The sequence below is a fragment of the Prevotella sp. S7-1-8 genome (assembly GCF_000758925.1).
Classification (GTDB): Bacteria; Bacteroidota; Bacteroidia; order Bacteroidales; family Bacteroidaceae; genus Prevotella.
Window position 1 is genome coordinate 118,759 of record NZ_JRNC01000009.1, and the last position, 25,959, is coordinate 144,717.

General features: G+C 51.9%; 20 protein-coding genes and 1 pseudogene. 11 read left to right on the plus strand and 10 right to left on the minus strand.

Annotated features, from left to right (window positions below; translation table 11 throughout):
- The first annotated feature begins 491 nt into the window (after positions 1-491).
- From HMPREF1640_RS01545 to HMPREF1640_RS01575, 7 genes are all read left to right on the plus strand, one after another.
- Entirely contained in the window at positions 492-2,729 is a 2,238-nt protein-coding gene (locus HMPREF1640_RS01545) for a TonB-dependent receptor (RefSeq protein ID WP_369699814.1), read from the plus strand.
- Positions 2,730-2,799: 70 nt separating this feature from the next.
- Positions 2,800-4,254 (plus strand): hypothetical protein, encoded by a 1,455-nt coding sequence (locus HMPREF1640_RS01550; RefSeq protein WP_036891840.1) that lies wholly within the window; start codon positions 2,800-2,802, stop codon positions 4,252-4,254.
- Positions 4,255-4,337: 83 nt separating this feature from the next.
- Complete coding sequence (locus HMPREF1640_RS01555) at positions 4,338-5,801, plus strand: hypothetical protein (protein ID WP_036891784.1); 1,464 nt, start codon at positions 4,338-4,340, stop codon at positions 5,799-5,801.
- A 38-nt stretch (positions 5,802-5,839) separates the two neighbouring features.
- Complete coding sequence (locus tag HMPREF1640_RS01560) at positions 5,840-7,213, plus strand: DUF4876 domain-containing protein (protein WP_036891786.1); 1,374 nt, start codon at positions 5,840-5,842, stop codon at positions 7,211-7,213.
- A gap of 432 nt (positions 7,214-7,645) precedes the next feature.
- Positions 7,646-8,752, plus strand: coding sequence for a DUF4876 domain-containing protein (locus HMPREF1640_RS01565; protein ID WP_036891788.1), 1,107 nt, complete (start codon positions 7,646-7,648; stop codon positions 8,750-8,752).
- Positions 8,753-8,843: 91 nt separating this feature from the next.
- A complete protein-coding gene (locus tag HMPREF1640_RS01570; RefSeq protein ID WP_036891791.1) occupies positions 8,844-9,836 on the plus strand; it encodes a leucine-rich repeat domain-containing protein in 993 nt (330 codons plus the stop codon).
- Positions 9,837-10,358: 522 nt separating this feature from the next.
- Positions 10,359-12,713: a C10 family peptidase gene (locus HMPREF1640_RS01575; protein WP_231565815.1), complete on the plus strand. Its 2,355-nt coding sequence runs from the start codon at positions 10,359-10,361 to the stop codon at positions 12,711-12,713.
- Between the two features lie 90 nt (positions 12,714-12,803).
- On the opposite strand, the pseudogene HMPREF1640_RS13455 reads toward HMPREF1640_RS01575, so the two are convergent.
- The 9 genes and pseudogenes from HMPREF1640_RS13455 to HMPREF1640_RS01620 form a co-directional block, all read right to left on the minus strand.
- A pseudogene (locus HMPREF1640_RS13455) lies at positions 12,804-12,961 on the minus strand (transposase); the annotation flags it as partial.
- Positions 12,962-13,017: 56 nt separating this feature from the next.
- Positions 13,018-14,049 (minus strand): bifunctional diaminohydroxyphosphoribosylaminopyrimidine deaminase/5-amino-6-(5-phosphoribosylamino)uracil reductase RibD, encoded by a 1,032-nt coding sequence (gene ribD / locus HMPREF1640_RS01580; RefSeq protein ID WP_052051656.1) that lies wholly within the window; start codon positions 14,047-14,049, stop codon positions 13,018-13,020.
- A 59-nt stretch (positions 14,050-14,108) separates the two neighbouring features.
- Positions 14,109-14,951: a bifunctional UDP-sugar hydrolase/5'-nucleotidase gene (locus HMPREF1640_RS01585; RefSeq protein WP_036891793.1), complete on the minus strand. Its 843-nt coding sequence runs from the start codon at positions 14,949-14,951 to the stop codon at positions 14,109-14,111.
- Positions 14,948-15,718 (minus strand): 5'-nucleotidase C-terminal domain-containing protein, encoded by a 771-nt coding sequence (locus tag HMPREF1640_RS01590; RefSeq protein ID WP_036891795.1) that lies wholly within the window; start codon positions 15,716-15,718, stop codon positions 14,948-14,950. Before HMPREF1640_RS01590 ends, HMPREF1640_RS01585 begins: the two co-directional genes overlap by 4 nt.
- 109 nt (positions 15,719-15,827) lie before the next feature.
- The gene (locus tag HMPREF1640_RS01595) at positions 15,828-17,414 is read right to left on the minus strand and encodes a peptide chain release factor 3 (RefSeq protein ID WP_036891797.1); all 1,587 of its coding nucleotides are present in this window, start codon (positions 17,412-17,414) and stop codon (positions 15,828-15,830) included.
- A gap of 87 nt (positions 17,415-17,501) precedes the next feature.
- Positions 17,502-18,056, minus strand: coding sequence for a DUF4924 family protein (locus tag HMPREF1640_RS01600; protein WP_036891798.1), 555 nt, complete (start codon positions 18,054-18,056; stop codon positions 17,502-17,504).
- 189 nt (positions 18,057-18,245) lie between these two features.
- Complete coding sequence (locus HMPREF1640_RS01605) at positions 18,246-18,914, minus strand: LysE family translocator (protein ID WP_036891799.1); 669 nt, start codon at positions 18,912-18,914, stop codon at positions 18,246-18,248.
- 568 nt (positions 18,915-19,482) lie between these two features.
- Positions 19,483-20,553: a DUF4831 family protein gene (locus HMPREF1640_RS01615; RefSeq protein ID WP_052051659.1), complete on the minus strand. Its 1,071-nt coding sequence runs from the start codon at positions 20,551-20,553 to the stop codon at positions 19,483-19,485.
- Positions 20,554-20,607: 54 nt separating this feature from the next.
- Complete coding sequence (locus tag HMPREF1640_RS01620; protein WP_036891801.1) at positions 20,608-22,125, minus strand: bifunctional ADP-dependent NAD(P)H-hydrate dehydratase/NAD(P)H-hydrate epimerase; 1,518 nt, start codon at positions 22,123-22,125, stop codon at positions 20,608-20,610.
- Between the two features lie 139 nt (positions 22,126-22,264).
- Here HMPREF1640_RS01620 and hpt point away from each other — a divergent pair, with 139 nt between their 5' ends.
- From hpt to pgeF, 4 genes are all read left to right on the plus strand, one after another.
- Positions 22,265-22,801 (plus strand): hypoxanthine phosphoribosyltransferase, encoded by a 537-nt coding sequence (gene hpt / locus HMPREF1640_RS01625; protein WP_036891803.1) that lies wholly within the window; start codon positions 22,265-22,267, stop codon positions 22,799-22,801.
- Between the two features lie 139 nt (positions 22,802-22,940).
- Positions 22,941-23,513: an adenylate kinase gene (locus tag HMPREF1640_RS01630; protein WP_036891804.1), complete on the plus strand. Its 573-nt coding sequence runs from the start codon at positions 22,941-22,943 to the stop codon at positions 23,511-23,513.
- A 122-nt stretch (positions 23,514-23,635) separates the two neighbouring features.
- Positions 23,636-24,838, plus strand: coding sequence for a GTPase ObgE (gene obgE / locus HMPREF1640_RS01635; RefSeq protein ID WP_036891806.1), 1,203 nt, complete (start codon positions 23,636-23,638; stop codon positions 24,836-24,838).
- A complete protein-coding gene (gene pgeF / locus HMPREF1640_RS01640; protein ID WP_036891807.1) occupies positions 24,835-25,620 on the plus strand; it encodes a peptidoglycan editing factor PgeF in 786 nt (261 codons plus the stop codon). Before obgE ends, pgeF begins: the two co-directional genes overlap by 4 nt.
- 48 nt (positions 25,621-25,668) lie before the next feature.
- On the opposite strand, the gene HMPREF1640_RS01645 is transcribed toward pgeF, so the two are convergent.
- The gene (locus HMPREF1640_RS01645) at positions 25,669-25,869 is read right to left on the minus strand and encodes a hypothetical protein (protein ID WP_036891808.1); all 201 of its coding nucleotides are present in this window, start codon (positions 25,867-25,869) and stop codon (positions 25,669-25,671) included.
- Positions 25,870-25,959 lie beyond the last annotated feature (90 nt).

Below are 25,959 nucleotides of genomic sequence, written 5' to 3' on the forward strand. Positions count from 1 at the left end.
ACAGCACGGCGGCTCACCATCTTGTAGACAGCCAAGACCACATACACCTTATTATATATTATCGCCAGCGCTTCATGCCACCGACAAAGTCCAATGACGACAACATGTAACAATCTTGGCGCGATGGTGAAGGGGCGTGATTTAAGTGCATGACTATCAGCAATTATCACAAACATTTGGTATATATATATTTTTTTCACACTTAAAATGCCCATTTTTGGGTATGCCATTTATTTTAACAGAAAAATATAACATAATACCTTTGCATATCAAAAAAGTTATCATTAAGTTTCACACATATAATTCATAAAATGTCAACAAACTTTCAACATTCACTGAGAAACAGACTGAGAAGTCATCTTTTCTTGGGCCAATGCCTGCTGTTGCTCCTCGCACTTTGCTGCGCGAGGCTATCAGACACAGCTGGCCACGCCTCCAACCTCGCCACCGAGGTAGCCAGGGATACCGTCAAGCTGACGGTGACCGACGCCATGACGGGCGAGCCCATTCCCGGAGCCGTGGTGCGCACCAACAATTTGGGCACCTGCGTGACCGACATCAATGGCCAATGCGCCATCGCATTCAAGAGTGGGCTTACCAAGACCAACATTTCCGTGACCTACGTGGGCTACAAGCCCTATAACACTACCCTTTCGGCAGCTTCCAAGACGGTGGCTGTCAAGCTTAGGGAAGACGCTCGCACCTTGAGCGGAGTGACCGTGACATCCAAGCGAAAACACACCAACGTGTTGCAACAGTCAGCCACTATTGACGAAAGCATGCTTGAGAAGGGCGGAGCCACTTCCTTGGCAAAAATGTTGGAGACAATTCCCGGCGTTAGCTCCATCAGCGCCGGCAGCACGGTGGCCAAGCCCGTCATACAAGGTATGCACAGCAGTCGTATTCTATTGATGAACAACGGCGTAAAACTGGAGAGCCAGAGCTGGGGAAACGACCACGCGCCGGAAATTGACTACACGGGCGCCAGCATGGTAGAGGTAGTGAAAGGCGCGGAGTGCATTCGCTATGGATTTGGCGCCATGGGAGGCGTGGTATTGCTTAACGACGCTCCATTGCCCTATGGGCACAAGAAACCTATCGTCAAGGGGGTTGCAAACATCGGCTATGACACCAATGCCCGAGGGATAAGCGGCTCAGGAAGCATTGAGGCCGGATGGAAGAATTTCGGCATGCGCCTGCACGGCAACTATACCCGTGGCGGAGACTACCATACGCCAGAATACATCATGAACAACACGGGCTACAACAATATCAGCATGTCGGCCATGGGCGGCTTTGAGAACAAGCGCGTCACGGCAACAGTGCTCACGAGCTTGTTCTACCAACGCTCTGGCATCTATTTTGGCAGCCAAATATCCGACTTGACGCAATTGCAAGAACGTTTCCGCATTGGCCGGCCAACAGAGTCGTCATTGCAACCATTCTCTTACGACATTGGCATACCATTCCAGCAATCACAGCATTTCACGTTGAAGGGCGAGGTTAAATATCGCATCAACCCAAAGCAATCGCTGGATTTGACCTTGTCGTTCCAAGAAAATTTGCGGCAGGAGTATGAGAACCGTATGAAAAAGGAGTGGAGCGTCATCCCGATGCAAGACCTCATATTGAAAACATACAAGGGAGACCTGTCATATCGTGCCTCATGGAAGCCTTTCAATATGTCCACCTACGCAGGCGTAGCAAACACATACCAAATAAACTACAACTTCCCGGGCACCAAGAACCCTGCCTTCGTACCGAACTTTGCGGCTCTCACCATGGGTGGCTTCCTGCTGCAAAAGGCCACTTTCTTCGAGAAATTGCAATGCGAGTTGGGCTTGCGTTACGACTTCAGGGTAATGAGCGTGAGCGGTTACACCACGCTGAACAACTACGACTACTACGACGACTTCAAAGTTTACAGCAATTTCACCTCGAGCTTTGCCACTCACTATCAGTTTAACGACAATTGGGACATGCGCGCGAACATCGGGTGGTCGTGGCGTCCGCCAGACATCAACGAGCTTTACGCCATCGGACTTCAAGAAGGTTCTTACTGGGTGGTGGGCAACCGAAACCTGAAGAGTGAGCGCGGATGGAAGTCCATCATGGGCGCAAGGTATCGCAACACATGGGTATCCGTGGAGCCAAGCATGTTCTACCAGCGCATCAACAGTTATATATACGACCATATCGGCTATGGCGTCGACCGCTTTCACAACAGCCCAAGCGGAAAATACGCCAAGTTCATGTACGACCAAGACGACGTCAGGCTGTGTGGTGGCGACATAGAAGCCACCGTAACCCCCATCAAAGGGCTCAGTGTCGTGGCAAAGGGTGAATGGATATTCGCGCGAAACGTCACGCGGGACGACTGGTTGCCTTTCATGCCATCGGACAAATATGGGCTGTCGGCGAACTACGAACGCGTCTTCGGCGCGGAGAAAAAGATTAAGGCGTCGTTCTCCCTCTCCGGCAACTATGTCACGAAGCAAAACCGTTTCGACCCCAACAAAGATTTGGTGCCCGTATCGCCCGACCCCTACTTCTTGCTTGGCGCCACGGCGGATGTCGCCTACAAGCTACCCGGCAACCGCGAAATAAAAGTGATGTTGGTAGGCGACAACATCCTCAACACATTATATAAGGAATACACAGACCGTTTTAGGTATTACGCGCACGAACGTGGCATGAACTACTCTTTGCGCACAATCATTAAATTTTAAAAAAATGAAGATACAGCATAAGATATATAAAATGATACGCTCAACAGTTTTGGCGTTAGGATGTAGCTGCATGCTTGCCGCTTGTTCTACCAATGATGTTGACGATTTCCTGAAAACAATAGTAAAGGCCCCACCCGCTTCCATCGAGTACAACGGCAAGGGCCACTCGCAGATATACGCCGTGAGCGCCGTGCTCAGAATGGGGTTCAAGGGTGGCAACATAAAAGTTGGAAACTTTGGCGCCGACAACAGTATAGACAACACGTACGACCAAGACTCGTACAACATGATAAGTGTCAATACCGACGCCGTAGGCAACTATCCTTTAATGCAGCAGATAGAGATTAGCAAGGGCGATGATGGCCAGATGCAGATAACCAGTGAGCGCGACCACTTCGACGTCGTAGCTTCAAACGATGTGTATTATGGTCTTGAGCTTACCTATTATGGGGCTAACCATCAGGTTATAAACGGTGAGTTCATACAGTTCTATTACAAGAAAAACGGAAACCCAGACTTCGACAACTCCACGCTGGTGCAGCACCAGCATTTCTTTACCATTGGCAACGAGGTGTTAAGACATCGTTACAGCATAGATGGCAAAACCTTGAAGAGCGACAGCAAGCAAGGATTTTACCCACATACCTTGGGCAAGAACCCTGTTTTCTATAACGACTTTACCTTTGAAAAAGATGGCGACAAGCTAAGGCGATGTGACATTACCACTACCAACGCCGTGCCAGGTCCTTTAAATGGAGACGCCAAAGAGCAAATTCCATACGACACCACCTTGATAGCAAAGGCTGTTAACGACTTTTCCACTTTGAAAGACAACACCGCAGAGTGGAATGGTCACAGGTTTTATCAGGCGATCAGCGTGCCTCATGCAGCAGAGTATGCGGACAAACTCTTTACATACGAGTATCGTGACACCGACCCCTTTGAGCATCAGTTGGGCTATGAATACCAAGAGGGCAGCGGCGATGGTGGCGTCGTAACAGATGGCACGAACCATCTTAGGCAGCGTCAGGGCGACTTTGTAGAGCTTTTGCATCAGATGCGCAAGATAGGTACAGGCAATTCTAATTTCTTGGACCGTATGGGCTTTAAAGGCGTCATGCAGTTTAAACAGGCCAATACAGAGTTCGCCTTACAGGTTAGCTTGTGTAATATAGTTTCGCAGCAGGCAGCAGAGGGTAAAAACAGCAAGATTACCATTTGGCCTAAATATGGTAATGAAAATCCTGAAGATAACGTGAAAGCCCCAGAGATAACAGGCAGTATGCACGTAGGAGCAGAAACAGGTCTTTATAACTTTAATCAGATAAAATCAGAATGGAGCAATCACGACATCGACATTCCTTTAACTTTCCGTGTTATAGCCGATATGAAAGACGGTGAAAACAAGTTTGTGCAAGATTTCTCCAAGTATTACCCCAAGATGGACGCTGACCTTATAAAGAAATATTTCTTCTCCAAAGGTTATTTAATCTCAAGAAACAGAAAAAATATATTTGTCATGTAAAAATAAAGCTTATTGTTAAGAAGCCTATAAAGACATAGACAATTTTAAAGAAGACTTATATATACATATATAAAAGAAACAAAATGAAGAAATATAGTTTTTCGCTCGTTCTCTTGTTGATATTATGCTGCACCTCGTGCGATGATTTCGTTTTTGGCAACATGCATATCAACTATACCGAGAACCCGTTGGAACAAAAAGAAGTGCCACATAGTGGCGCTGACGCCATGGTAGACAGCTTGCAAAAGAAAGCCCCATTTACCGGGGATATGAAAGACCCTGACAAGGACGGCGTTTTTCACAACTGGGCACGCTGTGTAGTAATGTTTAAGGAGGGCCACTCGCATGGCGACGAGAAGTTTCACGGCAACTATGTTTACCCGGATGCTCCTTGGCGTCAAGAGGAGTTCGTCGTGGTAGAAAACAACAACGCACAGTATCCTACGGTAAAAGTAGAATGGGAAAAGAGCATACAGACGAAATTTGAAAAGAAGTTGGGCAAGCCCACTCCCAAGCAACCTTACATTCGCCTTATCGGTGGAGACAAGAACCTTTGGGGTATATGCTTGTACTTCTTGGACAAAAACGGCAAGCTGCTTAACGACGAGATATACAAGCACTCCGATGAGTATCAGATATTCTTTACCATCAGCGACGTGGACGACAAGGGCAACCCCTATAAGGTAATGGATTGCAGAGGTACATGGCAGTTAGATAAAAATGGAGAAAATGGCAAGGTGGATCCAACGCCTCTTGAGTCGCCTTATTTCAAGACGGTAGATGAAGACAAGAGCTTAGGCAAAAATGTTTTCGAGCGTAGGCAAAAGGCCACAAAAAACTTGTTTGAGTATTTTTATCGCGACACATGGTATCAGAATGCCATGGCAGATGGTATGCGCGAGTTTTATAACATTCGTTTGTTACCTCCTCTCGATGCCTCAGACGCTAACACGTGCGCCACGTACGACAAAGACTGCGTGGGCTTGAAAGGGCACGTCAACTTTTACTATGAGGCTAACGAGCCTTCGTCTAACTTTAGACCAGAAATAGATGGGCGATATGAAAATGGAGAAAAAGAAAATGACACATGGCCTTTTAAGGTAAAAGGGTTTACAAGCGATCACGAACAGTATTCTCGTCCTTCATACATCTTGCCTTATTTTTACCTTTCCGTAAGGGTTATGAAGATAAAAAAGGGCAAAAAGGCTTACATTCCTAAGGCTACCATTGCCAATAAAGAGTTAGACTATGCTGGTTATTGGGACTGGATGAAGAGCGTAAAAGCCTGCGCGCCTTTCTATGATCCTGATTGGAACTCTAAAGTAACGCCACTTGAAGTGCCGGAATGGGAAGAGCTTACACGCTTTAATATTCCTATTAAGGTATATTGCAACAGGTTCGATTCCGATCCTACCAACGTTTCTCCCACAGAGCCTTATTATTATTATCTCGGCAAGGAGATTGGTTTAACAGGAAAAGAGGCATATAAAGCAAGCCAAAATGTCAAGACACATGGTTTTGGAGCTTTCGGCAACTGGTTCTTATAAAACAGAGCAGGTATAATTAACTATAAAAGATCAAAGATATGAAAAAAATCAATTGCATGTTAGCGTTGGCGTGCATGTCGTTGTCAACGCTTTTCGTTGGATGTCAGAGAAATGGGGACATGCCCGACAAAACTAACGCTAATTCTAAAATAAACCACCTTATCTTTAAAGAGGTGTTTTACACAGGGTATCTTACTTGGAAAGATTTATCGAAATATAACATGGATAGCCAATACGCGAGATATACCGACGCTAACTACATAGTGATAGCCAACCCTACCGACAAGCCTATATCGCTTGCCAACATGGCTATAGCTGTGCACGCGGCAGACCCAAGCGTACTTTATTCTTTGCAAGCAGAAGGCGATGGCACTTTTGTCAATCGCTATTATGGCATTAGCGGCATGTCTTATTTCCCTAACGACCCTGTAACAAAAAAGCCACATGTCATTCAGCCCGGAGACAGCGTAATAATAGTAAAATACGCTTGCGACCATAAAAAGAAGTTCTTAGAAGAGAATGAACTAACAGAAGAGGATGCAAAAAAAGGCTACTACGGTTGGGAGGCTTTGCCAGATTATAGCAAGCTGCCTAAGGACAAGACCTTTGAGCTATGTAACCAGTATGAGCCTAACCCTGATGATAAATATGATAACAAGGATATTCCTAACATGAGGGATTTGGTTTTATGGGAAAGTAAACCTTTTGATGGTGTAGACCAAAGCATGCGTATTGCTTTAGTAAAGCTGCCTGACGGCGACGCCACAAAGCCTCATGCAAAAGACGCGGAGGGCTTTTACCCTGATGAGTCTCCACGCTCTCGCCATAACTGGTATACGTTATACGACCATTATGGCACAGAGAGAGATGCTATAAACGATGAAACGGATCCTGTTAAGAAAAAGGAGTTGGAAAAAAAGAGCAAATATCCTACGGCTTACTATCAAGAGATATATGTTAAAGGTGGCAACAGTCTTCCCGCAACAATAGAGCTTGACTACAACTGGGTGGTAGACTTCTTAACTATATGCCCTTCTTCAGAGAAGAAGTTTGACCTTCTTACTGCGCCAAGCGAGGTTACTATGTATGATGCTAAGGGACGCCCAATAATGGAGAATGGCAAGGAGAAGAAAGAAAAGGTATGGTGGTACGACGCAGGCACTGCAAGCGTATGCAAAAATATTTATACCATAGCCAGCTTTGCTAACGCATCTTTCAACCCTCTCGACATGCAAGGGGCTTTGATACGTAGAACAGACGGCAAGGGCTTTGTGGCACAGATGAACTCAAGCCTTAATTTCGCCAAGGGCACTCCCTCTCTTTGCAGACGCGATGAGAAAGGAAGGCCAACGTTTAACGCGGAATCATATTGGAAAGTAAATTCTATACAAGCTCGCACAAAGAAGAAGTAAGCTTTAAGAAGCGTTAGAATAAAAAAGATAGACAGATTATTGTTTTTAACAAAGGTGTAAGTTCAAAGATATGCGTAGAAACCTTAGGTCTTCCGGAATTTCGAATGATGGCCTTTAGCTTTTGAAAATCATCGAGTTATACTATTGTCCCCATTCACAAGCCCCTTTACATACTGAGATTTATAATCAAGAAGTGATAATTTGTGATGGAACAACACTTACAACTTCTATATGCGTTTCATTAAGCTCAACCCCATCGTCAATGAGAAGCCTTTCGAGAAAACCGTGTCGTGGACTTTTAAGATTCACTCATACCTCATCGTTCCAAATGTCGGATGACGCGAAACGTTCCCCACATACCTTTGGACTTGCACCTGTTTTGTTATAATACATAATATACATAGCAACTTAACACAACCAAAACATAAACATATGAAGAAAACCATGCTGTGCGCATTGGCGACAATTGCGCTTTTCGCAAACTGCACGCGTGACGGACAACCGGAAGAAAAGAAAAATAACGCTGATACAGAAAGCGCGGACCTGATCATAAAAGACATTTACTATGCCGGAGACTTCGTGGAGACACCTTACGGCAACAAATCAGAAGAAACGGATGACAAGTTTATTTCCGTCTACAACCCAACCGACCATGACATAAGCCTTGAGAACATGGCACTGGCACTATGTCAGTACAACGCCGTTGACAATGTCAACTTTGAAAAGCCTAATTGCGATTACAGGCAGAAAGGGTTCGGCGTTTCCAACATGATTGGCTTCCCCAAGGATAAAAGCGGAAAGCCATACACCGTAAAGGCAGGCAAAACCATCGTTATTGCCATGAGAGCCATCAACCATGCGGAGGGATACAAGAAGTACTTGACAGATTATGGAGAGGATCCAACCAAATACAAAGGTATCGAAAAACTTATCGACCTTTCCAAGGCCGATTTTGAATGGGGACAGAATGGAAACGGCAACGTTCCGCACATGACATTCCTCTATTGCAAGGAAAACGACAAAGAGCAGGAAAAAAGAATGAAGCAGGACAAGTCGAAAGTCGGAGTGTGGGATGAAGACGACGACGAGTATGTGCCATTCGAGTTTGAGCGAAACTTCACCATAGCTCTGATACGCTTGGCGGAGCCTATCGAGAAGATTAAGGAGAACATGAACAACGCCAAGATCAACGAAGCGTTGCTGAAAGAAATCGAGGAGCCGATGGCAAAGTACGGACGCTATGTCATGTGGAACGCGAGCGGACATCACTCACATTCACAAATTCTCATGTTCTTGCCCAATCAATGGGTCGTGGATGCCGTAAACGTAAGGTTCAAAGGAAATACCAGCGAAAAAAGTTTCCCTATATCGGGCACACTGGACAAAGGCTGGAATGGCGTGTACGACAAAGTTGACGACAAGTTAGAGGTCGGAGCGGGCAAGATGATTACACGACGCTTTGATGGAAAAAGATTATCCGACACAAACAACTCATCGGTCGACTTTGAGGTCAAGAAAGTGGCAGTGCCTGCGAAATAAGAAGGCACGCACTGCATAAGTCTTGCCCTCGCTCGCCAAACATCATGAAATAGGTTTTACCTAAATATGTTTAATTTAATATTTTTATAGTATGAGAAAGATTTACATGTTAACAATGAGCCTGTTCATTTGCATGGGTGCACTGGCAGGCAACGACGGCGCTATTGGTGACAATTTGAAATGGGCGTTTGCCGATGGCACGCTTACCATTAGCGGATCTGGAGAGATGGAACACGCAGATGGCAACTCTGGATATGCGTGGGGAACTGACAACCACACATTAGACCGTTCCTCGATCAAAAAAATAGTGGTGGAAGAAGGGGTAAAAAGCCTTGGCGAATACATCTTCTGGGATTGCCAAAACCTTACGGAAGTGAGTTTGCCAAAGTCACTGACCGCACTTAGGAAAGAATGTTTCAAGAGTTGCCCCAAATTAAAGGAGATAACATTACCCGACAACATCACGTTGATTGACGAGAGCGCCTTTGAGGAGTGCAAGGCTTTAGAGACTGTTACTTTCCCGAAGAATCTAAAAGAGATAAAGGCAAAAGCATTCCACACCTGCAATCTTAAGAAGGTAGACCTTTCGCAAACACAAGTAGAATCAATTGGCATGGGGGCTTTTGCCCATAATGCCAATTGTACAGAGGTGTACTTGCCAAAGACACTCACAACGTTCTTTGGTACCGACGAGGGTGCTTTTGGTGACTGCAGCAGTCTAAAGAAAGCGGTGTGCCTTGCCGTCAATCCACCCCAAACCCTTGACGGAGGTGAAGACTTTATCAACGGAGGCATCAATATGAATCCTGTTGATTATGTAAAAATTTTCACTGGCACTGATGACGATGATTTTGTATTGGAAGTACCGGCAGGAAGCGAGGATAAATACAGAAGCGCGGACGGCTGGAAAAATATCGCCAACAACATTACTACCGGCATTCGCGACCTCAAGGCAGCCCAGGCAAAAGTTGGCGTGTACGACATCTCGGGCAAGAGATACATGAGCCATGCTGACGCGCAAGCAATCAGCACATTGCAACATGGCGTTTATATAATCAACGGCAAGAAAGTTTTAGTTAAGTAACACAAAATTATCCCCACCCATAGAATGTATTTTCAAGATGTACCTAAGAAAAACGTGCATGGAGACGTCAAATTTCCACGCATCATAAAATAAAGGTTATTCTATACATACTGGAGGTGGGGATTTTGTATTTTATAAATTTTACCTTAGGCTATACCTCGTATTACACAAAAACACAAGATAAAAAAGACTATTGCTGTCCGATAAAACTTTTTGAGCCTAAAAAATTAGGGCAGGACTTCGTCACTTTTTCAATACATATTTGTAAATACTTGATAATCTATGATTGTCTTTGTCATTTAGGTTGACGCTCAAAAAGGCGAGTAAAATAGCAAGCTCGTCCCCTTATACGAGAATAACCTGATTTTTTACATTCTCGCCAAGAAGTATTGGATGATTTATATTTATGGGTGACACGATGGCGAAGTCAGGAAAAAGCAGTGGAAGAACAGAGAAAGGAAAGTTGAATCACACACTTTCAAGGACACTACCAGAAGCACTTTTTATACTAATAAATTAAATATGCGGAAATTTTTTACATTTTCAGTGTTGCTATGCGCAACCACCTTGGCTTTTGCCGCCCCTGTGGGCAGACAACAAGCCCGACAAGCTGCATTGGCTTTTATCAAAAGCCATGCAAGCACTAACTCCCACGCCGTCACGCGAGCTTCACGAGCCGTACCCTCGCTCAGCGAGGTGGCAAGCACCAACGCCTACTACATTTTCAACGTGGGCAAGGGACAGGGCTTCGTCATCGCCTCCGCTGACGACCGCACGGCTGACGTGTTAGGTTACGCGGAAGAGGGAACATACGACGAGCGGCAATGTCCGGCATCGCTCAAGATGCTCTTGGCGCAATACCGACAGGAGGTGCGCATGCTGAACGACATGCCTGCCGCCACGAAGCCAGCCACCACCCGCGCCGGCGGAAAGTTGCAGCCCATCGAGCCGTTGCTGAAAACCACATGGAGCCAGTACGGTCCCTACAACCTACAAACGCCCATGCACAAAGACAAGCACTGTGTCACGGGATGCGTCGCCACGGCGGCAGCCCAAATCATGGGCTACTACCAGTATCCAAAGAAGGCTCCAGCCTTGCCTGCCTACAAGGCTCCGTCGGCTGATCTGAAAGTGCCCGAGCTTGCCGAGAGCACTTTCGAGTGGAACGACATACTACCCTCATACCGCATTTCCACCACCCAGCGACAGCGAGACGCCGTGGCTAAGCTGATGAGGTATGTGGGACAGGCGGTGAGCATGGATTATACCGCTAATGATTCGGGCGCCGATTCTTACAACGTGATATTGTTCCTTACCCGAATGTTTGGTTACGCCAAAGACATGCACCGCGTTTTCAGGGACCGTTATACCAGTGAGGAATGGCGCGACTTGATATACAATGAGTTGAAAGCCAAACGACCCGTATATTACTTTGCCGAAGATGTGGTGTACAACTATGGTCACGCCTTTGTCTGCGATGGCTACAAGGAAGGCGACTACTTTCACATCAACTGGGGTTGGGGAGGTCAATTCAACGGCTACTATCGCCTGTCGGTTCTTTCGCCACGCGAATATGGATTTAAGCAATTGCCAAGTATCTACACGCGCGAGCAAGGAGCTATCATCGGATTCAGGCCAAGCGAAGGTGCTGACGCGTTTCCAAAAGTTGTCGACGTCAAGGAGATGACGCCCCTGCAAGGTCGAAGCCGCTCTAACGGCAGCGATGACTTCACGGATTACGGCATCACCATGAAATGCGTGAACAATTACGGCGAAGCCTTTGATGCCGATTGCGGCTTAGGCTTTTGGCAGGGAGGTAGATTGATAAAAGCCGTACAGCTGTTCAGCTCAAAGTTCAAGACCGACGGCAAGATACAAAGGAAAGAAGCGAACTTCAACATACCGAACACCCTCGCCAACGGAAAGTACACCGTGCTGCCCGTTTACCGCATACAAGGCGAAAGCGAATGGAAAGCCTGTGGCGGCATTGGAGAAAAGGCGCAGGAGATAGAGATTACCGACACGGAACTGAAGACCTCCACTGCCAAGCCTGTTCTGGAGGTGAAGAAAGTGGACGTGAAAGGCGGCAAGGAGGCGGGACGCCCCCTGTTCGTAACCCTCACCATAGAGAACAAGGGCGACGAGCTGTACGACACCTTCAACATGCTCTTCAAATATAACTATGTTGCTTCTACCACCACCTTCCTGCCTTCAGGACAGACGACAGACGTGATGTTTGAGCTGTATCCAAAGGAGGCTGGAGAGTTCGACTACTCCTTCGAATGCAATTCGGGTGCCACTATCAGCTCCAGAGGAAACATTACCATTACTGAACCTAAGTCGAAAAACATTCCTTCTGTTGAGGTGAAAATCGAGCAAAGTGGGGAAAACGCTTTCCAAGCTCCCGCCATGAAGGGAAAACTCATTGTGACCAACAGCGAGAGCGCTGACTATTGCGGCGGTTTTGACATTGAGCTGCGTTGCAAGAAAGGCGATACGGACACGACTTACCTTGAAAACAAAATCTCGCTGGCAGACATCATTCCCGCCAACGGCACGAAAGAAATTCCGTTCTCGATAGACAACGTTGCCGCTGGGGCGCAATATGCCATTTACGCGTATGGCTACAAGGTAGAGGAACAAGAAGACTTCATCCAAGGTGGAATGATATACGTGCCTAAACGGGAGCGCATCCTCAAGACACCGTTCTACATGGCAAAAGCCGCACCAACAGCAATCGCCGTTCCGCGCGTCAGCCATGAGCCTACACTCATATACAACCTGCAAGGTGTGGTGGTAGGCAAAGGCGAGCAACAGCTCGAGTCACTGCCAAAGGGCATCTACATCATCGGTGGCAAGAAAGTAGTTAAGCGATAACCACCATCCTCATCAGCCCATTCATCTTTTCGACAAGGCACAGAAACTTTCTCGTGACCTTTTCGGAGTTGAATGGGCTGTCGCATGTCCTTGCATGGGCAGCAGTTCTATAAAGTAGGCATTCTCCAAGAACCGCTCCAAGACGCTCTCATCTGAAACATTACGAAGGTGTTTCAAGATGAGAAGCCCCATCATCAGACGGATGGGTTGGCCATACGGCCATTGTCCTTGCTGTAAAGAGGGGCAAAGGTAGCGAGGCGTGTTATATCACACAAAAGCGGCTAATGCCGTATGCTTGCTTTTTTTACAAAATCTGGCTTTGGTTCACGTATTGACAAATCGTGTTTTTGTCATAGAATTTTTTGTCCAAAAGCGTCGCGTTGGCGGGCAGCTCGGGAGCGTCAACACCGTTTGGCACAGTGAATGAAGCCGTCTCCACACGTATCTCATCCCACAATCCGCGCTCAATAAAACTGTTGAGCGTCACGGTTCCCCCTTCGACAATGAGGCTCTGCCGGTGGTTGGCGTAGAGATAGTCAAGCGTCGCGCCAATGTTGTCAAAACATTTAAACCACGAAGGCACGCCCTCTGCGTTATGCGTCAAGACCAATCGCTCGGGCGACGGCCCACTCCAAAGACGCACGTTCAAGCGCGGATGATCCGCGTTGACGGTCTCGCGCCCCACGAGTATGGCGTCGTTCTCGGCGCGCAGCTTGTGCACCAACATCTTGGTGAAAGGCGAGGAGATCGCCAACGGCTCAACGCGCGCCGCTCCCGCGCTCCGCGCGTAAGCGATTTTGTGGTTTGCGGTCTGCGCCCATTTCAAGATGATATAAGGGCGTTTCTCGTTGCTCACGACGATAAACTTGCGGTTCAGGGCCAAACACTCGCGCTCAAGCACGCCCACGGTCACCGGGATGCCGGCCTGCCTGATGCGCTCAATGCCTCGCCCGCGCACCTCGGCGTATGGGTCCACGCACCCACAAACCACACGGCGCACGCCCTTCTTGACAATGAGGTCCGCGCACGGGGGTGTCTTTCCCCAGTGCGAGCAAGGCTCCAGCGACACGTAGATGGTAGCCTCGGCAAGCAGTCGCTCATCGGCCGCGCGGACAGACCCAAACGCGTTCACCTCGGCGTGCGCCTCACCACACCGCGCGTGATAGCCTTCGCCGATGATGCGCCCGTCGGCGCTCACGATGACAGCTCCCACCATCGGGTTGGGCTTGGCGTGCCACTGTCCGCCGCGCGCCAACTGCAAGCAACGGCGCATGTACATCTCATCCAAGGCACGCCGCCTGTTATCGAGCGAAGAAGCGTCTGTTTGCTTATCCATTTATCTGTTTTTTTAGGTCGCGCCAACATGCCTCGCCCACATCAGGGCGTGGGTGGGCGTTATCGTTTCCGGTCCATTCGCACCCGCATCTTGCCAATGTAGATGCCGTGCTTGCCATTCTGGTCCACCGGTATGGGTTTGCCATCAAGGTTTTTGACATAGCGCAACGCCTTGAAGTAAGTGTGGCTGTGCCCACCCAACACAAGGTCAATGCCGCGCGTGCGAGCTATCACCTCTTGGTCGCCGACACCGTCTGTTATCCATCCCAAATGGGTAACGCAGATAACGAGGTCGCATTTTTTCTTCCTCAGCGTGTCGGCCATCTTTTGCGCCGTGGCCACCGGGTCGAGATACACGGTGCGCTCGTAGTTCTTGCGGTCCACCATGCCGTCCAGCTTGGTGCCCAATCCAAACACGCCTATGCGCATCCCCTTGCGCTTGATAATGACATAGGGCTTGACCAAGCGGTCCAATCCGTACTGCGAGAACTTGTAGTTGGCGCACACCACGGGGTAGTTGAGCTTGCCAACCACGCGCGCCAAGTTTTTCAACCCGAAGTCGAACTCGTGGTTACCGAGCGTGCCGGCGTCGTAACGCATCATGTTCATCAACCCGACCTCCACGTCGCCCTTGAACAATGTGTAGAAAGGAGATCCTTGCGAGAAATCGCCACTGTCAAAGAGCAGCAAGTCCTTGTCCGCCTTACGCTCCCTCTCGAGCATGGCCACGCGGCGCGCGAAACCGCCCCTGCCGGCCAACATCGTGTCGGCCAGCTGCGCGCTCAACGGCAACACACAGCTGTGCGTGTCGTTGGTATGTAGCACCGTGAGGTACTTTTGGGCCGTGGCCGACATTGCCGCGAGGGTCAAGGCCACCGCCAAAACTATCGTTTTTGTCTTCATGGGTTCACTATTTTTATACGTCCTTCCACTTGGCTGTCCACCGTCTTGCCCGCAGCCGTCCGCGCCTTAAAGTAGCGAGCTATCAACGCACGCACGTTGTTCTCCGCCCCTTTGGGCGAGTTCACGCCAGTCTTGGCCTTGAAGGCCTCAAGCCCATCGTTTCCCTGCGCCAGATAGTCGAGTGTGGCCACCCTGTAAGCGCGGCTCTCGTCCACCGGCTTCCCGTGCACCAAAGCTTTCGTCAACCGTCCGTCGGTGGTTATCTCAAGCTCCGCGCCACAACTCAATCCCTCGCCACCGCGCTTGGCCATCTGCCTGAACAGCTCTGTCACCTTGGCCCCCGAGAGCGTGATGAAACACACCTTGTTCTCAAACGGCGCCACGTTGAGTATGTCGCCAAGGGTAACTTCTCCTTCCGCGAAAGCCGCCCTGATGCCGCCCATGTTATATATGGCGAAGTCAGGACGCTCGTTATAGTCGCCCCCACTCCACAGCAGGATGTCCGCCAAAAGGTTGGAAAGTGCGCTCTCAGGACGCCGGGCGGCCATGTAGCGATCCACCCGGCCCACCACCGGGCTCATCAGGCTGTCCACCTTGGCCTTGTAGGGGCGCAAGAAAGCTTGCGCGCGCTTGTCAGGGTTGGCGTCATACTTGCCGTCCACCAACACCCGCGTGCGCTCCACGCCGGTCATCACATAGGGGGTGTGGCACGACGACAACGCCAACGCCAACGCCCAAAGTGCCGAAAACACTATTCTTTTTCTCATATTTTTGTCCGTAGTATTTTGTTACAAATTTACGTTTTTGGTCTCATTTCCCCACCTCCGGACAACACTTTTACACATGTTTTTTTCATCGGCGGGGCGCCAAGCCAGGCTAAAACTCACTGCTGAAATGGAAGCGAAGGCCCTTGAAGTCTTGCCGCGCCATGCTCAGCATGTACGAGGAGTCGGCCAAGAATACGTCGCGCCCCTCCATGTCCTTGGCCATGTATTGGTACTTGCGCTTCTTGAAACTCTCCATCTCCGCTTGGTCGTCGGCCTCTATCCAGCACGCCTTGTACAGATGCACCGGCTTCCAGCGGCACTTGGCGTTGTACTCGTGCTCCAGCCGGTACTGTATCACCTCGAACTGCAATTGACCCACGGTGCCCACGATGCGGCGACCGTTAAACTCGTTGACGAACAGTTGGGCCACACCCTCGTTCATGAGCTGTTCCAAGCCCTTGAAAAACTGTTTCGATTTCATCGGGTCGTCATTCTCAATATATTTGAACAGTTCCGGCGAGAACGACGGAAGCCCGCGGAAATGCAGGTCTTCTCCCTCGGTGAGGGTATCGCCTATCTTGAAGATGCCGTTGTCTGGCAAGCCGATGATGTCGCCGGGATAAGCCTCGTCGACGGTGCTTTTGCGCTGCGCCATAAACTGTGTGGGCGACGAGAAGCGCACCGTCTTGTCCAAACGGATGTGGCGGTAGGGCTGGTTGCGCTCGAACTTGCCCGAGCACACCTTGCAAAAGGCTATGCAACTGCGGTGGTTGGGGTCTATGTTGGCGGTGATCTTAAACACGAAACCCGTAAATTTGGGCTCCTCCGGCCTCACCACGCGCTCCTCCGCCTTGGTGGGCCGTGGGCTTGGCGCGATCTCCACGAAGCAGTCAAGCAGCTCCTGCACGCCAAAATTGTTGAGCGCCGAACCAAAGAACACTGGCGCGGTGGTGCCCGCGAGATAGTCGTTCACGTCCAGCTCAGGGTACACGCCGCTCACCAGCTCAAGGTCTTCGCGCAAGTGGGCGGCCTCTCGCTCGCCCACGCGCTCGTCCAAGGCCGCGGAGGCGATGTCGACGGCCACTTTCTCGGTGACGCGTTGCTTGTTGGGGGTAAAGAGGTTGAGCTGCCGCTCGTAGATGTTGTACACGCCCTTGAACTTGAGTCCTTGCCCGATAGGCCATGACAGGGGTCGCACGTGTATCTGCAATTCATGCTCCAACTCGTCCAGCACATCAAATGGGTCGCGTCCCTCGCGGTCCATCTTGTTGACAAAAACGATAACAGGCGTGCGGCGCATGCGACACACCTCCATGAGCTTTCGCGTCTGCGCCTCCACTCCTTTGGCCGAGTCGACCACGATGATGGCCGAGTCGACGGCGGTGAGTGTGCGGTAAGTGTCCTCCGCGAAGTCTTGGTGTCCGGGGGTGTCGAGTATGTTCACCTTGTAGGGCTCGCCATCGCGCCCATCCGGCAGGTAGTCGAACTCCATGACCGAGGTAGACACCGAGATGCCGCGTTGCTTCTCTATGTCCATCCAGTCTGATGTGGCGGTTTTGCGTATCTTGTTGCTTTTCACGGCTCCGGCCACTTGTATCTGCCCACCGAAGAGCAGAAATTTCTCGGTGAGGGTGGTCTTGCCGGCGTCGGGGTGCGAGATGATGGCGAATGTTCGCCTGCGTTGTATTTCGTTCATTGTGTGTTGTTGTGTCGATAATGGTGGTTGATGGCTTCCGCGCGGCGTTCCCGGGGCCATGCCCGCGGGCGCCAACGGGCGCGAGTGTCAGGCGCCGTCGTCGCCGAAGTCGAGGCCCTCGTCGCGGTCTTTCACGTAATAGTCGCTGAGCATGCCCACGAAGGTGGTTATCTCTTTCACGGCGTGGTCGGTGTCCGGCGATATTTCCTTGTTTTGCAATCGCAGCATCATGATGCCGTAGAGGGCGTTCAGGCAGGTCTCCACCTCGCCAGCCTCCTTGCCGCCTTTTTGCCGCAACTCCACGATGAAGGGCAGCACCTTATAATACTCGGCGTTGTAAAAAGGGAATTTGGACGAGGCCAACAACCGGTTGTGAAAGTCGGTCAGGTCTTGCACCAATATTTTGTTTATTTGCAGATGGCCCCGCTCGCGGCAGCCCTCCTCGTTCATCATGCGTATGAGATTGCCGAACCAGTCGGCCTCCTCGTCTTTCTGCTCGTCGGTATAGTCGAACTGCGCGATATACTCTCTGCGTATTCGGGAGAGCGAGCAGCCGTAAGCGCGTATCAAGTCTTCCATTTGCCACATGTACAAAAGGTACTCGGCGATGGATGTTTTACGTAGTTGTTGGGAAAGAAACATTTTTTTTGTTCGAAATTCAAGATTCAAGATTCGCTATTGGCCACGCGGACCACGCGGCCGCCGCGTGCCAGCCGCCGCGAGATCATCCGGGATCTCGTCGCGCCGTCAACATTCAAGACAGGTGGCATGAAGCGTTTTTTTGCCATGGGCGCGGGCGCGACCGCCACGCCTGCCTTGGCCGCTCGCCGGTCACTGAAACGTGTAGAGATTGAATACCGTCCCGATCAACACGACCAACGAGAAGACAATGACAGCCGACCCTATAAGCTTGTTGATGATGATAATGATGGCGATGTCAAACTTCTCGCGCAGTTTGTCTATGAGCCACGTCAGGCCGTACCACCATAACAACGCGCCGCCCACGATACTGAGATATCCGAACGTCATCTCCAACGGCCTATGGGGTACCACGAAGGCGAACTGGGCGAACGACGCCATGAACAGGAAGATAATGAGCGGATTGGAAAACGTGACCAGAAACGCCGTGACGGTGTTGTGCACGAGCGTCCCCGTGCCGTTCTTGTTGCTCTGCCGCATGTTGGCGGTGGGATTGCTGCGCCAGCAATACACGCCAAACATCAGGAGCACCACGCTGCCTATGATTTGCAACCAGAACTTGTTGGTGGGATTGGTGATGAGATCCATGACGAAACTCATGCCAAAACCAGTCACCAAGGCGTAAATGATATCGCTGATAGAGGCGCCCACGCCGGTGACAAAGCCGTACCAACGGCCTTTTCTCAACGTGCGCTGTATGCACAATATACCCACCGGCCCCATTGGTGCGGAGGCCATTATCCCAATGAGAACCCCCTTCAGGATTAACGCCAATATGTCTATATGTATAGGGAACAGCATGATAATTTCTGCAAAGTTAGCAATTTTCTATGGCTTTAACGCCATAAACAGGTGTAAAAATGTGATACGATGTTAAAAAAAATCGTGAAAAACGAAGATCCCCGACGTGTCATCCCACAACCCAAAACGGTCGATTCCAACTCGCCGCCCATGTGTAGAAGCGCGGCGCACCCACGGCGCTCGTCACGATCAACGCCTATTGGCAGCGCGTATACGGCTCGAAGGGCAAGCCACCAACACCTAAAGGGCACGCGATTGCTGCTTAATCGCTCGGCCAATAGATACCAATGGGACGCCACTCAAAATTCATTGGCAACAAAAACATGCTGAGAAATTCATAAAAATCTATCTGTCAATCACTTGCAAAAACCTCCCATTTTTCGCGCATTTGCGAGCGAGATGCCTTGCGTTTGCGAATACGCGAAAGACAGGCAAGGTTTTGTCATTTTTTTTCAAACATAGGATGGCTCGGCCACAGGCACGCCCAAACATGCCCATCTGCCAACGCAGCCCATGCACCCATGCGCGCCACAAGCTCACCTTGGAGCTCACGCGCGCTGCATGGATGTCATTCAACCTCTATGGCATCTATGGAGCGGATAGCTCCCGTAAGCGGGTCGAGCAGCAGACGCGATGATTGTTTCTTGCCAAAGAGCGCGCCACTGAGCTTCTCAACCACACCAAACTGCGGGGCCATCATCTCGAAACGGGCCGCGGTCCCGCCCGCGTCGCACACGGTAAGGGTTATTTTGGAAGGCACCGACACGCGCAAGCCTATGTCGTTTTTGTCTTTTTTCTTTTCGTCGTCGGCAGGCGCGGCCGCGCCCGCGGTGTGGTTGTCCCGCACGTCCACGTAGTAAGGCTCGCCCGCCAAGTCGTCGTTGTCCACCAAGCCGAGCCAGCGCGACAGACGGAAGAGCACCTCGCGCCCCTCCGCGCGCGGCAGGTAGTCCACGCTCAGCCATGCGGTGTCGCGCGTGGCAGTGCCCTCGAAAAGTTGTGTCAAGGCGCGCTCCTGCGTGTCGAGATTGGCGAGCATGGTCTTGAGCTGCGCGCCATCCTTGGGCATGAAGTCAGCCTCGCCACGGTTCAGGGCGTCCCTGCTGTCCCGTATGTCGTATATCTCGCGCGCCGTCAGCTCTGCCATCTTGGCCAGGCTACCCGCGTTGAGAATATCCTCCGACATGTAGTCGGTGGGGTTCAGGGGCGCCGGGCGAGGTGCCGGGGTGAACTTTTGGGGCAAGACGTCGTCGGGGCGAGCGTCGGCATTGATGGCCAACAGCGCGCCCGCGCGGTCCCGGCTCACCTTGCGAACGCTGTGCTTGCGGTCTATCGTGAGCGTGAAACGCTTGGCGGTGTCGGGCACGGCCACCGGTGTCATGTCAAGCCCGATGAGCCTGTAGGTGGTGGCGGGCCGCCGCGGGGCGTCTACCTTGAGATACTGGCGCGCGTACACGGCGAGCTTGCCGGGCCGGTATACGGTCTTTTCCACTTTTACCGTGAAGCGAGCCAAGGCTTGGGGCAGATAATAAGTGACGCCCTCCACGGTCTGTGCGGAGCAGGGCAGGCATTGCGACACGGCCGCGCAAGCGATGGCGCAGCACGCAACGATCGGCTTGGGTAAATGAAAATGTCTCATAGTGTTTTTCTTTTGGGGATAGCTGGCATTCGCAGGCAGGTTGCCCATGACGTGTCACTCTTCCAATTGCATGAAAGCCTTGGGCAGGTATGTTATGATATCGGTGGCCACGAGGCTCTCCTTGCCCACGTCTTTGGCCGCCAAGTCGCCGGCAAGGCCATGCAGATACATGCCCACGGCGCAGGCGTTGACACGGTTATAGCCTCGCGCGAGCAGGGCGGTGATAATGCCCGTGAGCACGTCGCCACTACCAGCGGTGGCCATGCCGCTGTTGCCGGTGCCATTGAACAGTACGTGGCCGTTGGGCAAGCACAGGGCCGAGTAATGGCCTTTCAGCAAGATGCAGGCCTCCAATCGTTCGGCCAATCGCTGCGCTTGCACGAGCCGCTCACCGTCGCTGTTGCTCACGGTGCCTGTCAATCGGTCCAACTCTTTGGGGTGTGGGGTCATGATAACACCCTTGGGCAACTGTTGCAGCCATGCCTGATGGTTGGCCAAGATGTTCAAAGCGTCCGCGTCGAGCACCACGGGGCACTGCGCGCGGTTTACCTGACCGATGAGGGCGATGCCCGTGTTCTCGTTGGTGCCTATGCCCGGCCCTATGGCCATCGCGTCGAAATCGTCGGTGTTGACACCTTCGGAGAAATAGGTCTCGTCGCGATCAAGCTGCACCACGGCCTCGGGCACGGCCACCTGCAAGATGGCGCAGTTGCGCTTGGGCGTGTGCGCCGTGACCTTTCCCACGCCCGATCGCATGCAGGCGCGAGTGGCGAGGATAGCGGCGCCGGCCATGCCATGACTTCCGGCTATGATGAGCGCGTGCCCCATGTCGCCCTTGTGGGCGAAGTCGGAGCGGGGCAGGAGCATGGAGCGTATCTCGCTCTCCTCAAGCACACGGTGCGACACCTCGGTATCGCGAATATAGTCGGGACTGAGCCTGATGTCGAGCACGCGCAGCCGGCCAATGTATTGCTGGCAGTCGGCGAAAAGCATGGACAGCTTCATCTGTTGCAACGAGAGCGTGAGGTCGGCCCTGACGATGTTGGCGCGGATGTTGTAGCTGTTGTCCTCGCACATCAACCCGGAGGGCATGTCCACGCTCACCACCTTGCACGCGCTCTGGTTGATGTATTTCACCAAAGAGGCAAAGCCTCCCATGAGCGGCTTGTTGATGCCGGAGCCGAAGAGAGCGTCTATCACAAGCGTCTCGGCCGACAGCTCGGGCGGGTCGAAATTGAGCGAGATCTCATTAAAAGCCGACAGCCGCTTGCAGTCTATCAGCCGTTGGCGGTTGGCGGCGCAGTCCTCGGAGAGCTTGTTGTGAACGTTGAACAGGTACGCGCTTACGGCGTAGCCGTTCTCGGCCAACAGGCGAGCCACGGCCAAACCGTCGCCCCCATTGTTGCCCGGACCGGCGAAGACCACCACCGGCGAGCGGTCGGTCCACTCGTCCATGATGGCGCGCGTGATGGCCTTGGCGGCACGCTCCATAAGGTCTATGGACTTGATGGGCTCGCGCTCTATGGTATATTTGTCAAGCTCACGTATCTGAGCGGCGGAAAATATCTTCATAACAGTGCAAAGATAAAAAAAAGATTGCGATTGGATAGCCAATGGCACCGTATTTTTAGAAATAAAATAAAAATCCTCGCTCCAGCCCACCCTTTGTCGCTTCTTTTTAGTAATTTTGCACCAATCAATTCACGACACCATGAGTATAGTACAAATCAGGGATAAATCTTTTCGCACTTTTATCCCCGAGGATGATATTTTGAGACGCGTAAAAGACGTGGCCGAAAAGATAAACCATGATTTGGCCGACAAGAACCCGCTGTTCTTGGCCGTGCTCAACGGCTCGTTTGTCTTCGCCGCCGATCTCATGCGCTTCATCAATATCCCCTGCGAGATATCGTTTGTGAAGCTTGCCTCTTATCAGGGCACGGCCTCAACGGGCGAGGTAAAAGAAATTTTCGGCGTGAACGAGGACCTGCAAGGGCGCACGGTGGTTATCGTCGAGGACATCGTGGACACTGGACGCACCATGAAACGCATGCTCGAATCGCTGGGCACACGTGGGCCAGAGTCGTTGCATATCTGCACGCTACTGCTCAAACCCAAAAATTTGGAGGTGCCACTCAACATAGAATATGCGGCCATGGAAATTCCCAACGATTTCATTGTGGGCTACGGTCTCGACTACGACCAGCAAGGACGCAACCTGCGCGACATCTATGTCGTGGACGAATAACGCCTTCGGGGCAAGGGGCGAGGGCTCGCCCCACGTGCCCAACAGGCGCGCCAAATGGCAAGCTTAAGGTGTGCCAAGCGCGCGCAGACATGTTAACGCACATGCGACAACACGATTTTAACTATCATTTTATAGGATAATGAAGAATATTGTAATTTTTGGCGCGCCCGGCTCAGGCAAGGGCACGCAGAGCGACAAAATCATTGCCAAGTATGGCTTGGGCCACATCTCCACCGGCGACGTGCTGCGCGGCGAGATAAAGAAAGGTAGCGAGCTGGGCAAAACGGCCAAGGCCTATATCGACAAGGGACAACTCATCCCGGACGAGTTGATGGTAGACATTCTCGCCAGCGTGTACGACACTTTTGGCAAAGACCACGAGGGCGTGATTTTCGACGGCTTCCCCCGTACCATTCCACAAGCCGAAGCCCTGAAGAGGATGCTCGCGGGCCGCGGGCACAAGGTGGCGGCGATGATAGAGTTGGACGTGCCCGAGGACGAGCTGATGAAGCGATTGTTGCTCCGCGGACAGCAGAGCGGGCGCAGCGACGACAACGAGGAGACAATCAAGAAGCGTCTCAACGTGTATCACGACCAGACATCGCCACTCATCGAATGGTACAAAGGCGAGGGCATTCACCATCATATCAACGGATTGGGCGAGTTGGGCGTCATCTTCGCTGACATAGCCGAGGTGATAGACAGCCTGTAATGGCCACGCGGCGGCGCGGGGCGCGGCGACGCCACCGCCCCAAGCGACCATGCCCTTTGGGCACGAATGGAGGGCGCGCCCACACATACGAACATCATATCACGCTTTAAGAAACAACGGTTATGGACAGCAACTTCGTGGATTACGTCAAGATAGTGTGCCGCTCTGGCAAGGGGGGCAAGGGCTCCATGCACCTGCGCCACGTGAAATACCAGCCCAACGGCGGGCCCGACGGCGGCGATGGAGGCCGGGGGGGCAGCATCATCCTGCGAGGCAACCATAACTATTGGACGCTGTTGCACCTGAAATACCAACGCCATATCTTTGCCGAGCATGGTGGCAACGGAGGCAGGGACAAATGCCACGGCACCGACGGCAAGGACGTGTACATAGACGTGCCATGCGGCACGGTGGTGTACAACGCCGAGAACGGCAAGTATGTGTGCGACATATCGCGCGACAAGCAAGAGATCACGCTGCTCAAAGGTGGCCGCGGTGGATTGGGGAACTACCAATTTCGCACCGCCACCAACCAAGCGCCACGTTACGCGCAGCCCGGAGAGCCGATGCAAGAGATGACCGTCATACTTGAGTTGAAGCTCCTCGCGGACGTGGGGTTGGTGGGCTTTCCCAACGCAGGCAAGTCCACACTGCTCTCCGCCCTGTCCAACGCACGCCCCAAAATAGCCAACTATCCGTTCACCACGCTTGAGCCTTCCATCGGCATCGTGAGCTACCGAGACCACCAATCGTTTGTCATGGCTGACATTCCGGGCATCATCGAGGGAGCCAGCGAAGGACGAGGACTGGGGCTACGCTTCCTGCGCCATATCGAACGCAACTCGCTGTTGCTATTCATGGTACCCGGCGACAGTGAGGACTCGCGACACGACATCAAGCGCGACTACGACATATTGCTCAACGAGATAGAGAGGTTCAACCCCGAATTGTTGGACAAACACCGCGTGCTGGCGGTGACAAAAAGCGACCTTTTGGACGACGAACTGATAGGCATGCTGCGCGAGACACTGCCCGGCAACGTGCCCGTGGTGTTCATATCGTCGGTGACAGGCTATGGGCTGGACGAGCTGAAAGACGTGTTATGGAAGGCTCTCAACAGCGAGAGCAACAAGTTGCAAGACGCCATCGGCGAAGATGCCATCGTGCATCGTGACAAGGATTGGCAATTGTTCCAATCCGAGCAGCACGCCGAGGGCGTGGACGAAATAGTCACAGTGGACGAGGAGGACATCATAGACTTGGACGACGACGAGATGGACGACATCGACGAGCTTGACGATTACGAAATAGTGGAGCCCGAATGAACGCGCCATCGCCTCAACTTCTCTATTATGACATTGCCCCGGGGGTGACGGCTTTCTCCACGACCCGCCACGGTGGCGTGAGCCATGGCGCCTATGGCGAACTGAACATCAACGCTTATTGTGGCGACGACGAGGGGCATGTGGCTCGCAACCGCGAGTTGCTGGCCAAGAAGTTGGGCCTGCCACCAACCCAACTGATAGTGCCCCACCAAACGCACGGAGTGGAGACGCTGGTGGTGGACAACGATTTTTTGGCCTTGCCGGCCGAGCGGCGAGCCTTGGCGCTTGAGGGCGTAGACGCCGTGATGACCCACTGCCAAAGCGTATGCGTGGGCGTGTCCACGGCCGATTGCATCCCTGTATTGATCTATGACGAGACCCATCACGTGGTGGCGGCGGCGCACGCTGGGTGGCGAGGTACCGTCGACCGCGTCGTGACAGCCACGCTGGAGCGTATGGCCACGCTCCATGGCACTCGTCCGCAAGACGTGAGGGCCGTGGTGGGGCCGGGCATATCGGTGAGAAACTTTGAGGTTGGGCAGGAGGTTTACGACGCCTTCAGGTTGGCGGGCCACGACATGGGGCGCATAGCCAAGCGATATGGCAAATGGCATATCGACTTGCCCTTGTGCAACAAGCTGCAAATGGAAAGCTGGGGCGTGCCAGCGGAAAACGTGACCATGAGCGGCATCTGCACCTACGAGGCCGAGGCCGACTGGTTCTCGGCGCGCCGATTGGGCATCGCCTCAGGCAGGATATACAATGGATTGATACTAAGATAGAAAGACGTCAATCCAAAAATCAAAATTCAAAATACAAAGCCAGCCGCGCTATTTGTTTCTCCTTTGTGACTTGCGGTTGGCACGTTGCTCTCTGTACTTGGCCTTTTGCTTGGCCGAGCCGGAACCATGCGCGCCAGTGACGTATTTCTTTTTCTTGGCCTTGGTCTTCACCTTGTCCGTGTCAGGGCGGTTCTTGGGGGCTGGCTTGAAGTTGATGCCCTCCGCAAGTATCTTGTCAAAATCGTCCATAGTGATTGTTCTTAGTGTAATATCAAATGCAAGACGGCCCATCCTTGCCCGGAAAGTCCGGGCCGCGCGCCTGTCTTTTTAATGATGGAA